The following is a 13,705-nucleotide window of genomic DNA, read 5'->3' as shown; positions in this document are numbered from 1 at the left end:
AGGACAAAGGGGCGTTTTGATTGAAACAAGAAATGATGACCATCTTGGTACAGGAAGAAGTGGCACCACGGATTTTCAAGCTGACTTTGCAAGGAAAGCTAGTCGAAGAAATGGAGACTCCCGGCCAATTTTTACATATTAAAGTACCCCGGGCGGACTTGCTTTTACGCCGACCGATTAGTATCAATGCCATCGATCAAGCCACAGAAACTTGTCAGATCATCTACCGTATTGAAGGGGATGGCACCAAAGCTTTTTCTGAACTTACACCGGGGATGCAGCTAGATGTTTTAGGTCCTTTAGGTAACGGTTTTGACCTGAGCAAAATCAAATCAAATGACGTGGTCTATCTAATCGGTGGAGGTATCGGTGTGCCGCCTTTATATGAACTGTCCCGCCAATTGAAAGAAATCGGGGCGATTCCGGTGCATTTCTTCGGCTTTGCCAGTCAAAGCGTAATGTACGACAAGGAACTCTTTGAAGCATTAGGCGTATGTCATTGGGCCACCGATGATGGCAGCTTCGGCATGAAAGGCCATGTGGGGATGCTGTTGGACCAGGTGGTTACTGAGACACCTGAGACACCCGCAGCGGTCTTCGCTTGTGGCAACAAGGGGATGCTGCAAACCGTGGACGAACGGTATCGCAATCACCCTAACGCTCAACTCTCCCACGAAGCGCGCATGGCCTGTGGTATGGGTGCTTGCTATGGTTGTGTCTGTCATGTGGTAGGGGATGAAACCGGTACGAAAAGCGTCAAAGTCTGTGATGAAGGGCCGGTCTTCCCGGCTGGAAAGGTGGTCATCTAAATGACAAATCCCTTAGCAGTCAAACTCCCAGGGTTAGACTTAAAAAATCCGGTGATTCCAGCCAGTGGTTGTTTCGGCTTTGGTCAAGAATACGCCCAATATTTCGATTTGAATCACTTGGGTTCTATTATGATCAAAGCCACCACGCCTAAAGCTCGTTTTGGGAATGAAACACCACGAATCGCTGAAACGCCTAGCGGTATGTTGAATGCCATTGGCTTACAAAATCCTGGCTTAGAAGCGGTAATGACCAAGCAATTGCCTTACTTAGCAGAACACTATCCGGAATTACCGATTATCGCCAACGTAGCCGGCTCTTGTGAAGAAGACTATGTCACCGTCTGCCGTGAAATCAGTCAAGCTCCTAATGTTAAAGCCATCGAGTTAAATATCTCTTGTCCTAATGTGAAACACGGAGGAATTGCTTTTGGCACGGATCCAGTGGTAGCGGCTAGTTTAACGGCGGCGGTGAAAAAAGTCAGTCGGGTGCCGATTTACGTGAAGCTTTCTCCTAATGTGACGGATATCGTGCCCATTGCCCAAGCAATTGAACAATCCGGGGCGGATGGCTTTACCATGATTAATACGTTATTGGGCATGCGGATTGATTTGAAAACTCGGCGACCGATTTTAGCCAATCAAACCGGGGGCTTGTCTGGCCCAGCGATTAAACCCGTGGCGATTCGCTTGATTCATCAAGTAGCCGGGGTGACAAATTTACCGATTATCGGCATGGGCGGCATTATGAACGCTGATGACGTTTTGGAAATGTACATGGCCGGGGCGAGTGCTGTGGCAGTAGGAACGGCCAATTTCATCGATCCTTATGCTTGTCCGAAAATCATTGACGCATTGCCTAGCCGGATGGAAGAACTAGGAATCCAGTCACTGGAACAATTAATCAAAGAAGTAAGGGAGGCGCGCCAAGGATGAAGCGACCAATTATCGCATTAGACTTTCCTGATTTAGGAGAGGTCAAAAAGTTTTTAAAAAGTTTTCCTGAAGAAGAGTCCTTATTTGTCAAAGTTGGCATGGAACTCTTTTACAGTGAAGGGCCTGAAGTGGTGCGTTTTCTAAAAGCCCAAGGCCATGATGTCTTTCTGGATTTAAAACTCCACGATATCCCAAATACTGTCGCTAGTGCCATGAAACGAATTGCTGCTTTAGGCGTGGCGATTACGAATGTGCATGCAGCTGGGGGCGTAGAAATGATGAAGGCTGCTAAAGAGGGACTTGTGGCAGGCACCCCTGAAGGTCAAAAAGTAGCACAACTTATCGCTGTGACCCAATTAACTTCCACCTCAGAAGCACAGATGCAGACAGATCAACTGATTTCTGTTAGTCTGGCAGAAAGTGTCGCCCATTACGCCAAATGTGCCGAAAAAGCTGACTTAGATGGCGTTGTCTGCTCTGCTCAAGAAGTCGCCTTAATCAAAGAAGCTACAAATCCTAGCTTTATCTGCTTAACCCCGGGAATTAGACGAAAACAAGCAGCCGTAGGGGATCAAAAGCGGGTTATGACGCCGGGGAATGCCCGGAAAATCGGCTCCGACTACATCGTGGTGGGCCGGCCAATCACCCAAGCAGAAAATCCGTATCAAGCATATCAAGCAATCAAAGAAGAATGGAATGGGGCAACCGAAGATGAATAATTTAGAAACCGCAGTAGCCAAAGACTTACTAGAAATCGAAGCAGTCTTTTTAAGTCCCAATGAACCTTTTACTTGGGCTTCCGGGATTCAAAGCCCGATTTATTGTGACAACCGCATTACGATTAGTTACCCGAAAGTTCGCAAACAAATCGCAGAAGGCTTAGCAAGTAAAATCAAAGCGGAATTTCCTGATGTGGAAGTTATCGCTGGGGCAGCCACTGGTGGGGTTCCCCATGCTGCTTGGGTAGCGGATATTTTAGACTTGCCTATGGTGTACATTCGTTCCAAGGCCAAAGACCACGGCAAGGGCAATCAAATCGAAGGCCGGATTCACAAAGGCCAAAAAATGGTAATCATTGAAGACTTGATTTCCACTGGTGGTTCCGTTTTAGGCACGGCCGAAGCAGCCAAAAAAGAAGGAGCAGATGTTCTCGGTGTGGCGGCGATTTTCACCTATGAATTGCCAAAAGGTCAAAAAAACTTTGAAGAGGCTGGTGTGCCTTTGGTGACTTTGACCAACTACTCCACCTTGATTGAGGCGGCTTTGGCCAGCAACTATATCGAGGAAGCCGACTTGACCCTTTTAAAGAAATTCAAAGAAGATCCAGAAAACTGGTTGAAAGACTAAGACAGGAGGAATCCTCATGGTCAAACGCAATATGGATGTCCCTTGGAGTTACTCCGGGGAAAATGGTCCAAACTATTGGCATACCCTGTGTGATTGGTACGCAGAAGGGGCCCGCTATCCTTATCAATCCCCCATCGCTTTAGAACATGGGTCCAGTGAACCACTGGTGGTGGAAGCCGCGGAAAAAGGGCTGACCTTTTGCTATCAACAGGAGCGCTTTACGGAAAAGGAATTTAAAAATACGATTCATTTCGTGCCGTTTGAGTGTGAAAGCTATGTGTCTTTTAAAGGTACGAAATACGCTTTGACGGATATTCACTACCATTTGCCCAGTGAGCACGTGATTGACGGTACTCAAAAACCGGTGGAAATTCACTTGGTACACATGGATCACGCCGGCAATAACTTGGTTGTGGGGGTACTGTGTGATATTTCCGAGGAAGTCTTACCAGAAGGGCCATTGCGCCAAGCTACCTTGTGGGATATGGAGCGACATTTGCAGATTTTTGATCCTAGTCTTTTTTTACCGAAAGCGAGGAGTCATTTTCACTATGTAGGCTCATTGACCACGCCACCGACAAAAGGGCCCATTCATTGGTTTGTCTTTGACCAGCCGGGAAAACTATCCAGAGCCTTTTTATCTCAGTTTAAAGAAGAAATTTTACAAGGGAATAACCGTCCGTTACAAGAACGCAAAGATCGACCGGTATATTTTGTGGAAGAGACGGAATAGAGTTTTTTAAGAGACAGAAAAAGTCAGTAAGAAGTCGAACAGTATCGACTTCTTACTGACTTATTTTTTTAATCTTTCCAGAATACTTTCTTCCGGTGTAACGTAGAGTGTCTTTTGGTTTTCGTAGATGACATAGCCGGGTTTGGCACCGTTGGGTTTTCGAATGTGTTTGACTTGGACGTAATCCACGGGCACTTGGGCCGAATAACGATATTTGGAGAAGTAGGCCGCCAGTTCTGCGGCTTCCAAGAGCGTTTCTTCACTAGGTTCTGCTGAGCGAATGATCACGTGAGAACCGGGAATGTTTTTGGCATGGAGCCAAGTGTCGGTTTTCCGGGCCGTGCGCAAGGTCAGTTGATCGTTTTGTAAATTATTTTTCCCGACTAAAATCTCGGTACCATCGCTTGCTTGGAATTTTTCCGGTTGGGATGGTTTTTCTTTGCGTTTTTTGCCTTTTTGCCGGATATACCCTTGGTTCACCAATTCTTCTTTAATCACGGCTAAATCCATAGGGCCGGCGATTTCTAATTGAGCCAAAACAGAATCCAAATAGCGGAGTTCTTCTTTGGTTTCTGCGATTTGGTCGCCTACAAGCTTCACGGCGTTTTTCAATTTTTGATAGCGAGTGAAGTATTTTTGGGCATTTTGATTGGGTGTCAAAGCAGGGTCTAAGGCAATGTCTAAAGGTTTATCTTCTTTGTAATAGTTCGGCAAAGTAACATTGGTCGCACCTCGGGGGACTTGATGCAAGAAGGTGGTTAAAAGCTCGCCTTTTTGCCGAAACTCTTCGGCGTTTTCCGAGTCTTTTAAGGTTTGTTCCCGTTTCTTGAGCTTATTTTTGTTGCGTTTCCGCTCATTTTCCAGCTTGCGGATTAATTCCCCACCTTGTTGCTTGACCCGGTCCCGTTCTGCTTTGTCATGGTAGAAGGCATCTAATAACTCACTCAGGTTGGCGTAGCTTTCATGAGGCAAGTTTTGTAAGCTCTCAAATAAAACCGGGGTGAAATACTCCTTGTTGCCGGCGTAGTGAGTCGGAGTCAACTCGGTGGTGAGGCTAGCGAAAAATTCTTCCCAAACCCGGAGTTTTTCATTAGGCCGAGCACTTAGGCGGGTGGCCAATTCTTGGGCCGTATCCCCACCGAGACCTTGGAATTTTTGTTGCAGAGCTTTACCGGTTAATTCTGGTAACTCAGAAAGTGTTTCAAAGACTTCTGGTTTTTCCGTGGTAAAAGGATTTAGCAAATGTTGCGCAGGGGGATTGACGTATTCCAATCCGGGCAAAAGGGAACGGTAGCTGTTTTGATTGGTCCCGATATGCTTAATAGCATCTAGTATTTTGCCAGTTGCTTGGTTTAACAACAAAATCGTGGAATGGCGGCCCATGAGTTCCACCACTAAAACGATATTTTGCAAGTCCCCTAATTCATCTCGGCGACTGAAATGGAAGTGAATCACCCGGTCGTTTTCCACTTGGGTGATTTTTCCCAGAATGGCGCCTTCTAAATACTTCCGAAGCATCATCACAAAATTCGGCGGTGTGTCCGGATTTTGGTAGCTCATTTGCGTCAATTGCACCCGGGCATAAGTCGGATGGGCGGAAAGTAAAAGTTTTTGGTTTTTCCCTCGGGAACGAATCACCAAGACGACTTCATTTGGATAAGGTTGGTGGATTTTTGACACGCGCCCGGAGACGAGTTGTTCGAGTTCGGCCACCATTAAGTGGGTAAAAATCCCGTCAAAAGACATAAGGATCCCTCATTTCTGTAATTTCATCAGTCTATTATAACATAGCTTTTCAGCACACAAAAAAAGCTGACCTAAAGGGGGGTCAGCTTTTACTAGTCTTTCTCGATTTTCTGCGAGCTTGTTCCAAATTGTGTTCTTCATCATCCAAAGCGTCTTGAATTTCCCGGTGAAGAAAGTAGGAAATAACGGTGCGGATCACGACCACGGCGGCTAGGCGTAAGATGTCCTCCATGGTGGGATTAATGATGGATTCGATGATGTCCGCGGCAATCAGAATTTCCAGACTGAGTAGGATGTAGCTCCCTAAAAAGTTGCGGATAAAATTATTGTGCCGCGCTGCTCGTACATGGTCTTCGTGGAGCAACTCCGAGCGGATAAAGTCGTAGCCGGAAATCACCACGCCCCAAATCAGCACGATAATCGATAAAAAGTTTAGTGCCACGACGACAATGTCGAAGGCGGGAATTAAAAAATCCATGATTTGGTGGCCCATTTGTTGTGCTCCTTTCGTTCCTTTCTTTCTATCATAGCAAATTTTCCTTCAGTTCAAAACTACTTCCTACTGGAATAGAAGAGGCGGAATTTGATAATCTTTCTCACTTGCATGTGAAAAAAGATACATTATCTCCGGTAGTCCTAATTTTGATGCTGAGAAAAGTTGATAGACTTGGGATTTCCCGGAACTCATGGGTTTTTCCTAGTTTTAACTATGTGAAGCATAACGCTGCGTTATAGTTGGATAACGAATCATTAGTTTTTTTTAGGATGGAGGGAGGCTATGATAACGGTAATGAACGTCCATGTGAAGATAATCACCAATTGATTATCTCACTTTGGGACAAAGGAGTTATGACAATGGAAACTAGTTATCGTTTATCAGCTGGTGAGATGGATACGCTTTTTGCCAAACTGGCGGAAAACTATTTGATTTACGCCCCGGTGCGGATCCACAACGGTGGTCGTTATGCCTTAGACGACACCATTATGTACAAAGAAGTCACAAAGTATCGTGACATTGAGTTTCATGAGCGCTCAATCTTTTCCATGAAAGAGGTCTTGACGCCAATTTCGCAAACCTTGTTCTATTTTACGGAAGAAGAGTTCAAGGAAGCCAAAGTGAAAGATGAACGAGAACTGCTGATTTTTGGCCGGGCTTGTGATTTGAATGCCGTGAAGATTCAAGACCAAATCTTTTTGGAAAACGGCAATGAAGCAGACTTTTTCTACAAACGCATGCGGGATAAAGCACATTTCGTCCTAATGGAATGTACAGAACAATTTGACGGCTGTTTCTGCTGTTCATTGGGAACTAACGTTACCGATTTACAAGAATTCTCCGTTTCCTTTAGAGACGAAGAAGCTTTTGTGAATGTGAAAGACAATGAGTTTGCGACTTATTTTGCAGAAGCTACGCCAAGTGACTACGAAATCAAAGCGCCCGAAGAAAATGAACTGCAAGTCGATTTTCCCCATTTGAACAATAAGGAAGAATACAAACGCCTCGTAATGCACCCTATGTGGGCGGAATATGAAAAACGCTGCATCGGTTGTGGCAAATGTACCATTGCTTGTAGCACGTGTACCTGTTTCACTACTAAAGATGTCTGCTACACGGAAAACCGCAATGTGGGAGAACGCAAACGCACCTGTACTTCTTGCATGTTAGCGGACTTTGATACCATGGCGGGAGGACATTGTTTCCGCAAGACCATTGGAGATCGTTACCGCTTCAAGATTCTCCACAAAGTCTATGCCCATGATGCTCGTTTTAATACCGGCGCTATGTGTGTGGGCTGTGGCCGTTGTGATGCGGACTGCCCAGAACAAATCAGCTACTCTGAAACCTTGCACAAGATCAACCTAGCTTTGGTAGAGATTCGCCAAGAGATGGCGTCTGAGGCTGAAATGAAACAAAAGGAGGCACTTCACCATGTCTAATACCGCAGTGGCACCTGAAAAAGTCGTTAATCCCGTGCGACCAACCGGACATAAAATTTTAGAAATCATCAAAGAAACCAAGACGGAATGGACCTTCCGTTTGGAAAATAGTTTACCGATTCAAGACGGACAATTTATGCAGCTTTCCATCCCACGAGTGGGGGAAGCGCCGATTTCCGTTTCTGGCTACGGTCCGGGTTATTGTGACTTCACCATTCGAAATGTGGGGAAAGTGACCAAAGAATTGTTCAGCATGAAAAAAGGCGACACGATCTTTATGCGGGGCGCTTACGGTCATGGTTGGCCACTTGAAAATTTTGCCGGAAAAAATATGCTAATCGTAGCCGGTGGTACCGGGGTTGCGCCAATCAAAACGTTGGTGAGCAAACTTTGTCAAAATCCCGAAAACTATGGGGAGATTTATTTGATTTTAGGCTTCAAAGATTCCGAAAGCATATTGTTTAGAGAAACTTTGACGAAATGGCAACAAACGCCTCATTTTCACGTGGTCTACACCTTAGACAATGAAGAATACTTAGACTGGGAAACCGGGCTAGTGACGAAATTTATTCCGAACGTACCCTTTGCTGATTTTAATGACAAATACGAATGCGTAGTGGTAGGCCCACCGGTCATGATGCGCTTTGCCACCATGAGCTTAGGGGAAAACGGCGTGCCAGATGAAAAAATTTGGGTTTCCTACGAACGGAATATGTCCTGTGGTATCGGCAAATGTGGTCACTGCCGCATTGACAGCACCTATGTCTGTGTCGATGGACCGGTCTTCAATTACAGCGAAGCGAAAAACTTGCAGGACTAAGGAGAGGAAAAAAATGGAAGATTGCAATATTAAAGAACTACGTCAACTGTGCTACCGCCAATCCAAAGTGCCTGGGGAATTCATGCTACAATTGCGCTGTGCCGGCAACTACATGGACTCCAAATGGTTGGAAATGGTGCAACACGTCTGCCAAACTTGGGGCGATGGGAATTTCCACATTGGCACACGCTTGACCTTCGATATACCAGGCATCAAAGCGAAATATGTACCGGAAGTCAATGCTTATATTGAACCTTTCTTGTATGAAATGGAATGCAATATGTGTGGCGTTGAAATGGATACGTCAAAAGGGTATCCTTATATCGGCCCTCGAAACGTAGTCGCATGTATCGGTGGCATTCACTGTATTAAAGCCAATATCAACACCCAAGAAATGGCCCACAAAATCGAAAAATTAATTTACCCAAATCCTTATCACGTAAAAATCGGGATTGGTGGTTGTCCCAATGACTGTGTGAAGGCTCAATTCCAAGATATCGGAATTGTCGGCGTGACGCGTCCGGTGTATGATGCCTCTCGCTGTATCGCTTGTGGTGCTTGTGTGAAGAAATGTCAAAAAGTCGCTACCGGAGTTTTGGAAATGAACGACCAAGGGACCATCGACAAGGATACTTGTTGCTGTGTCGGTTGTGGGGAGTGCGTTGGCATTTGCCCAACTGGTGCTTGGTCTCGTCAAGAACAAGTCTTCTACAAAATCTACATCGGTGGTCGTTCCGGGAAACAATTCCCTCGTATGGGTAAGATGTTTGCCAACTGGTTGTCAGAAGAAGCCGTCTTGCAAATTATTGCGAACTGGCCAGCCTTTTCTGAATGGGCTTTGGAAGGCAAAGCAGAATACTTGCACGGTGGTCACTTAATCGACCGGGCGGGTTACCAACGCTTCAAAGAATTTATGTTAGATGGGGTAGAGTTGAACGAAGAAGCATTGATTGCGGACAATGTCTATTGGGCAGAACAAGAATACCGTAGTAACATCCACTTAAAACCCCTGGATAAACACATGAACGTCAAATAAGGTGAGTAAGAATGCACAAATCCTCTGGAAAATTCCAATCCTTTAAAATCATGATCATGATTGTCACCAGCGTCTTTTCCTTTACCAGTATGTCGAATGCCTTCTTTTTAAAGGGATATTCGGCAATTCCCTGGTTTATTTTTAGCGCTTTGGTGTACTTTGTTCCTTATTGTTTTATCCTGTCCGATTTGACGGGAACGTACAATGATCAAGCCGGTGGCATCTACACGTGGTTGAAGGATTCCACTTCCCAGAAATTGGCTTTTGTGACCACCTTGCTTTGGTATTGCAGTTACTTTATTTGGATGATTGCCTTGTTTATGAAGACGTGGATTCCTTTGTCGATCTTGCTCTTTGGTAAAGACTTGACCCAAGAAGCGACTTTGTTCGGATTGCCCACATTGTACGTGATTGGCTTTTTAGGAATCTTGTTAATTGCTACAATTTCCCTCGTGATTTTGGGAGGCTTTCACAATATCTTGAATCTCTCTTATTTTAGTGGACGCTGTATGTTGATTTTAGTCGCCGTGATGGCGGTAGCAAGTCTAGCGTGTCTGGGGCAAAATCAAGGGCACTTTCAAGAGAGCTTTCAATTGCAACAGTTGTTGACCTCCCATGGAGAATTTCAAACCACAGCGGAAAATCTCTCCTTCTTTATTTTTGGGATTACGGCCTTTGGTGGTTTGGATACCGTGGCTTGTCTGGTTAATAAAACCGGCTCTGCTCAAAAGAGTTTTTCCCGGTTAATTTTAATCAGTGGGGGCATTATCATCGCTTTTTACATGACGGGAATTTTCTTGTGGGGAGCAGGAATTGATCTGGCTTCCATTGTAGGGACGGACAATTTTCATTTAGGCAATATTATGTACGGTTTAATGGGACAGTTGGCTCTAAATGTTAGTGCTGGGTTTGGCTTATCGGCTCAATTAACCCAAGTGGTCTTGCAAGCATTCTTACGATTGACAGCCTTGACCTTGTTTAGCGCTTATATGAGTCTTTTGTCGATTATTTCTTTTGGCCCGTTACAGTCCTTGACGCAAAGTTTGCAAGAGGCCAAGCTGGGTTTGCAATTTCGCAAGAATCAGGCGGGGATGCCAGTGGCGCCAGTGATTTTCCAAGGAGTCGCTTTGGCAATCTTCGTGGCGGGAATTTGTCTTTTTCAAGATTCGGTAGGGAGCTTTTACAATCAACTGACCTTGATGACCAATATCTCCCGTTCGATTCCTTATTTCTTAGTGGCTTTGTCTTATCCAAGCTTTAAACGCCTGTATCCCCAAAACACTAGCCTGCCTTTTTTGGCGAAAAAAAGGGTTCATTATGGCTTTAGCTTTTCGGTGATGGCTAGTGTCTTGTTGAGCATTAGTTTTACGGTATATGAGAAAATCGCCGCCCATGAGTTATTAAACGCGGGATTATTAGTTTTAGGTCCGGTACTTTTTGCCATTTTGGGAGTGCTTTTGTTCCGCTATCTGAAAAGGCGCAATCAAATTCTCCCGTCTAATTGACACGGGATTATGGCCTTTCTTTTTCGTCGCTAATAGCGGATAATAACAACAGTAGCTTTAAAGAAGTGAGGGAGTATCATGGGAAAAATCTATCTAGTCGGTGCCGGCCCCGGAGATCCAGGGCTCATCACCTTTAAAGGAGTCCAAGCATTGGCTCAGGCGGACGTAGTTGTCTACGATCGCCTGGTCAATCCTGTACTCCTTTATTTGGCGCCTGAAACCGCTGAACTGCTCTATGTGGGCAAGTCACCCCAAAAGCATACTATGGGGCAAGAAGGGATTAACCAGACCTTGGTGGACTTAGGTCAACAAGGTCTAAACGTAGTGCGCTTAAAAGGCGGTGATCCCAGTATTTTTGGCCGGGTGGGAGAAGAAGCTGCCACACTTGCGGCTGCCAATTTAGCTTATGAAATCATCCCCGGAATTACCAGTGCTTCTGCTACGATGTACGCCGGCTTTTCGGTCACAGAACGGCTGATTAGTGAAAAGTGCTTGATCTGTACTCCTACGGCAAAATTGGTCGAGTTTGCAGCAGAGCCTTTAGCCCAAATCAGTCAAGGCGGCTCCGTGGTGATCTATATGGGCATGGAACGCTTGGAAGAAGTTTGTCAAACCTTTTTGGCCCAAGGAGCGGCAGCTACTTTGCCAGTAGCGGTCATTCAATGGTGCAGTTGGGGGCGGCAGCAAAAGGTCGTAGCTACTCTGGATTCGGTGGTGGCAAAAGTCCATGAACAAGACTTACACAATCCGGCTTTAGTCGTGGTGGGGCCGGCAGCAGGAAAAGGCGCTGAACGCTCTTGGTTCGAGCAACTGCCGTCTTTTGGGAAGCGACTGCTTTATGTGACGGATCAGCCCATGACCTTTAGTGAAATGACGGAATACACCGCCCAAGGAATTGATTTTTATCCTTACTTTGTCGGGGATGCTTACGATGAGCGGTTTGACTCCCTACATCAACGTTGGGCATCGGACTTACAAGATTATACCGTAGAATATGCAACGCCAGCAGCCAAAACCGCCTTTTTAAAGGAACAAGGAGGAAGACGATGAGTAAGATTCGTGTGGGGACCAGAAAGAGTCGCTTGGCGCAAATCCAAACGGACCAAGTGATTCGTCAATTACAGGCATTGCAACCGGACCAAGAATTTGTCAAAGTCTTTATTGAAACCTCTGGAGACAAGGATCAAAAGACGGATTTGGCTTTATTAGGTGGGCAAGGAGTCTTTGTCAAAAAGATCCAGCAAGCCCTTTTGCATGGAGAAATTGACTTGGCCGTGCATTCTGCGAAAGACTTGATGTCTACAGAAGAAGCGGGCTTGTCTCTAACGTTTTCTGAGCGAAGTAGCGTGGCAGATGTGTTACTTTTCCGGGATCGGACGATGAGTTTGGCTACATTAGCACCAGGTAGCCGGATTGGTACTAGCAGTCGCCGCCGGAGTTTTCAATTGCAACAAATGCGCCCAGACGTTACGATTGTACCGTTACGGGGCAATATCGACACCCGTTTGGAGAAATTAGCCACCGGACAGTACGACGGAATCGTGATGGCAGAAGCCGGGCTTTTGCGTTACCCCTTGCCCTTAAAAGAAAAAGGCTTGGGCATGGAACGCTTGGCATTACCCGCCTTTTTGCCGGCAGTGGGGCAAGGAGCAATCGCTATTGAAAGCCGTACTGGAGAATACCAGGAACTGTTAGCCGGCATTAGTGATCCCACAGTGACCACTTGTGTTACTTGTGAACGGAGCTTTTTACGGGTCTTTGGGGCAGGCTGCAATGTACCTTTGGCCGGTCTGGCAGAATTAATTGATGGGCAACTACGCTTTCGTGGAATGCTAGGAACACCGGAAGCTTGTTATCAGATTGATGTGTGGGGGCAAGACCCAGAACGCCTAGGAGAAAAGGCCGCCCAAGCCATCTTGGCTCAACAAAAGGAGAATGGCCCATGCTAGATTATCACTATCTAACCTTTTTGACTGTGTGTGATACCTTGAGCTATACGGAAGCGGCAAAAGTCTTGAATCTGACGCAACCGGCTGTCAGTAAGCACATTGCGCAGTTGCAAGAAGAGTTGGGCCTGACCTTGTTTGAGTACAAGCAAAAACGCTTGTCGATCACTTCTGCGGGACAGTATCTCTATAAGCTCGTCTCCAAAATGAAAAAAGAAGGGGAGGTCGGCTTGAGCTCCCTGTTTAGTGACGAGTATCCTTTAGAGATCAATGTGGGCTGTACATTCACCATTGGCAATTATTTGATTTCTAGACCCTTTGCCCAGCTCTTGCTACGCTTTCCTAATACCCGTTTGAATCTTCAAGTGGAAAATACCCGCAATCTGCTCCACGATTTAAATTTGGATCGTTTGGATTGTGGCTTTGTGGAAGGGGACTTTGATCGCCGGGCTTTTCAGCATCGCTTGTTTCGCAAAGAGCCTTTGATCTGCGTTTGTAGTCCAGAAAATCCCTTAGGTGAAGGCATCGCGAATTTCCAACAGTTGCAAAATCAGCGAATTATTTTGCGCGAGCCAGGCTCTGGTCTGGGAAATTTGGTAAATCAAGTGCTCCAGAGCAACGGCCTGTTTGATCATCATTTAAACTGCATGCACATTGGCAATTATCAAGTGATGAAAGATTTTGTGGTCAATGATTTAGGTGTCGCTTTCTTGTACGCTAGTTCCGTGGAAGAGGAATTAGCAAATGGCGATCTTCGCCAGGTGTATTTCAAAGAAGCGTTACCGGTCCACGAGATGTTCTTCATTTATCGCCGGGAAAACCCCGCAGTGGAACAGATCATCCGCAACTTCGATCTTTTCGAAATGCTCCCCGATTTACTGGACTAGAAAGT

Annotated in this window: 14 protein-coding genes; 12 read left to right on the top strand and 2 right to left on the bottom strand. The window is 45.8% G+C overall.

Annotated features, from left to right (window positions below; genetic code table 11):
- Positions 1-20: 20 nt before the first annotated feature.
- Genes I579_RS12375 through I579_RS12355 form a run of 5 tightly spaced genes read left to right on the top strand, consistent with a single transcriptional unit; the run spans position 21 to position 3,822 of the window.
- Positions 21-809 carry a dihydroorotate dehydrogenase electron transfer subunit gene (locus I579_RS12375; protein WP_034810354.1) on the top strand — a complete coding sequence of 263 codons (789 nt, stop codon included), beginning with the start codon at positions 21-23 and terminating at the stop codon, positions 807-809.
- Positions 810-1,742 carry a dihydroorotate dehydrogenase gene (locus I579_RS12370; RefSeq protein ID WP_010753746.1) on the top strand — a complete coding sequence of 311 codons (933 nt, stop codon included), beginning with the start codon at positions 810-812 and terminating at the stop codon, positions 1,740-1,742.
- Positions 1,739-2,461, top strand: coding sequence for an orotidine-5'-phosphate decarboxylase (gene pyrF, locus I579_RS12365; protein ID WP_010753745.1), 723 nt, complete (start codon positions 1,739-1,741; stop codon positions 2,459-2,461). The genes I579_RS12370 and pyrF overlap by 4 nt, the downstream gene beginning before the upstream one ends.
- Positions 2,454-3,089 (top strand): orotate phosphoribosyltransferase, encoded by a 636-nt coding sequence (gene pyrE / locus I579_RS12360; RefSeq protein WP_034810429.1) that lies wholly within the window; start codon positions 2,454-2,456, stop codon positions 3,087-3,089. The genes pyrF and pyrE overlap by 8 nt, the downstream gene beginning before the upstream one ends.
- 16 nt (positions 3,090-3,105) lie before the next feature.
- Positions 3,106-3,822, top strand: a complete 717-nt coding sequence (locus I579_RS12355) for a carbonic anhydrase family protein (RefSeq protein ID WP_010753743.1) — start codon at positions 3,106-3,108, stop codon at positions 3,820-3,822.
- Between the two features lie 60 nt (positions 3,823-3,882).
- Here I579_RS12355 and efbA read toward each other — a convergent pair whose 3' ends face one another.
- Together efbA and I579_RS12345 are read right to left on the bottom strand one after the other, a co-directional pair.
- Positions 3,883-5,568 carry a fibronectin-binding protein EfbA gene (efbA, locus tag I579_RS12350; protein WP_010753742.1) on the bottom strand — a complete coding sequence of 562 codons (1,686 nt, stop codon included), beginning with the start codon at positions 5,566-5,568 and terminating at the stop codon, positions 3,883-3,885.
- A gap of 82 nt (positions 5,569-5,650) precedes the next feature.
- The gene (locus tag I579_RS12345) at positions 5,651-6,061 is read right to left on the bottom strand and encodes a DUF1622 domain-containing protein (RefSeq protein ID WP_010753741.1); all 411 of its coding nucleotides are present in this window, start codon (positions 6,059-6,061) and stop codon (positions 5,651-5,653) included.
- 362 nt (positions 6,062-6,423) lie between these two features.
- On the opposite strand from I579_RS12345, the gene asrA reads away from it, so the two are divergent.
- The 7 genes from asrA (at position 6,424) to I579_RS12310 (ending at position 13,700) form a co-directional block, all read left to right on the top strand.
- Positions 6,424-7,506: an anaerobic sulfite reductase subunit AsrA gene (asrA, locus tag I579_RS12340; protein WP_010753740.1), complete on the top strand. Its 1,083-nt coding sequence runs from the start codon at positions 6,424-6,426 to the stop codon at positions 7,504-7,506.
- The gene (gene asrB, locus I579_RS12335) at positions 7,499-8,326 is read left to right on the top strand and encodes an anaerobic sulfite reductase subunit AsrB (RefSeq protein ID WP_010753739.1); all 828 of its coding nucleotides are present in this window, start codon (positions 7,499-7,501) and stop codon (positions 8,324-8,326) included. Before asrA ends, asrB begins: the two co-directional genes overlap by 8 nt.
- A gap of 13 nt (positions 8,327-8,339) precedes the next feature.
- Positions 8,340-9,362: a sulfite reductase subunit C gene (gene asrC, locus I579_RS12330; RefSeq protein WP_010753738.1), complete on the top strand. Its 1,023-nt coding sequence runs from the start codon at positions 8,340-8,342 to the stop codon at positions 9,360-9,362.
- Positions 9,363-9,373: 11 nt separating this feature from the next.
- Positions 9,374-10,867, top strand: a complete 1,494-nt coding sequence (locus I579_RS12325; protein ID WP_010753737.1) for an amino acid permease — start codon at positions 9,374-9,376, stop codon at positions 10,865-10,867.
- Between the two features lie 78 nt (positions 10,868-10,945).
- Entirely contained in the window at positions 10,946-11,917 is a 972-nt protein-coding gene (gene cobA, locus I579_RS12320; protein WP_010753736.1) for a uroporphyrinogen-III C-methyltransferase, read from the top strand.
- On the top strand, positions 11,914-12,816 hold the full coding sequence (gene hemC, locus I579_RS12315) for a hydroxymethylbilane synthase (protein WP_010753735.1): 903 nt from the start codon (positions 11,914-11,916) through the stop codon (positions 12,814-12,816). The genes cobA and hemC overlap by 4 nt, the downstream gene beginning before the upstream one ends.
- The gene (locus tag I579_RS12310; RefSeq protein ID WP_010753734.1) at positions 12,810-13,700 is read left to right on the top strand and encodes a LysR family transcriptional regulator; all 891 of its coding nucleotides are present in this window, start codon (positions 12,810-12,812) and stop codon (positions 13,698-13,700) included. The genes hemC and I579_RS12310 overlap by 7 nt, the downstream gene beginning before the upstream one ends.
- Positions 13,701-13,705: the final 5 nt, after the last annotated feature.

Source organism: Enterococcus asini ATCC 700915, assembly GCF_000407365.1.
In the GTDB taxonomy this organism is placed as follows: Bacteria; Bacillota; Bacilli; order Lactobacillales; family Enterococcaceae; genus Enterococcus_C; species Enterococcus_C asini.
Note: the sequence above shows the minus strand (reverse complement) of the source record. Positions and strands in the feature narration are given on the sequence as shown.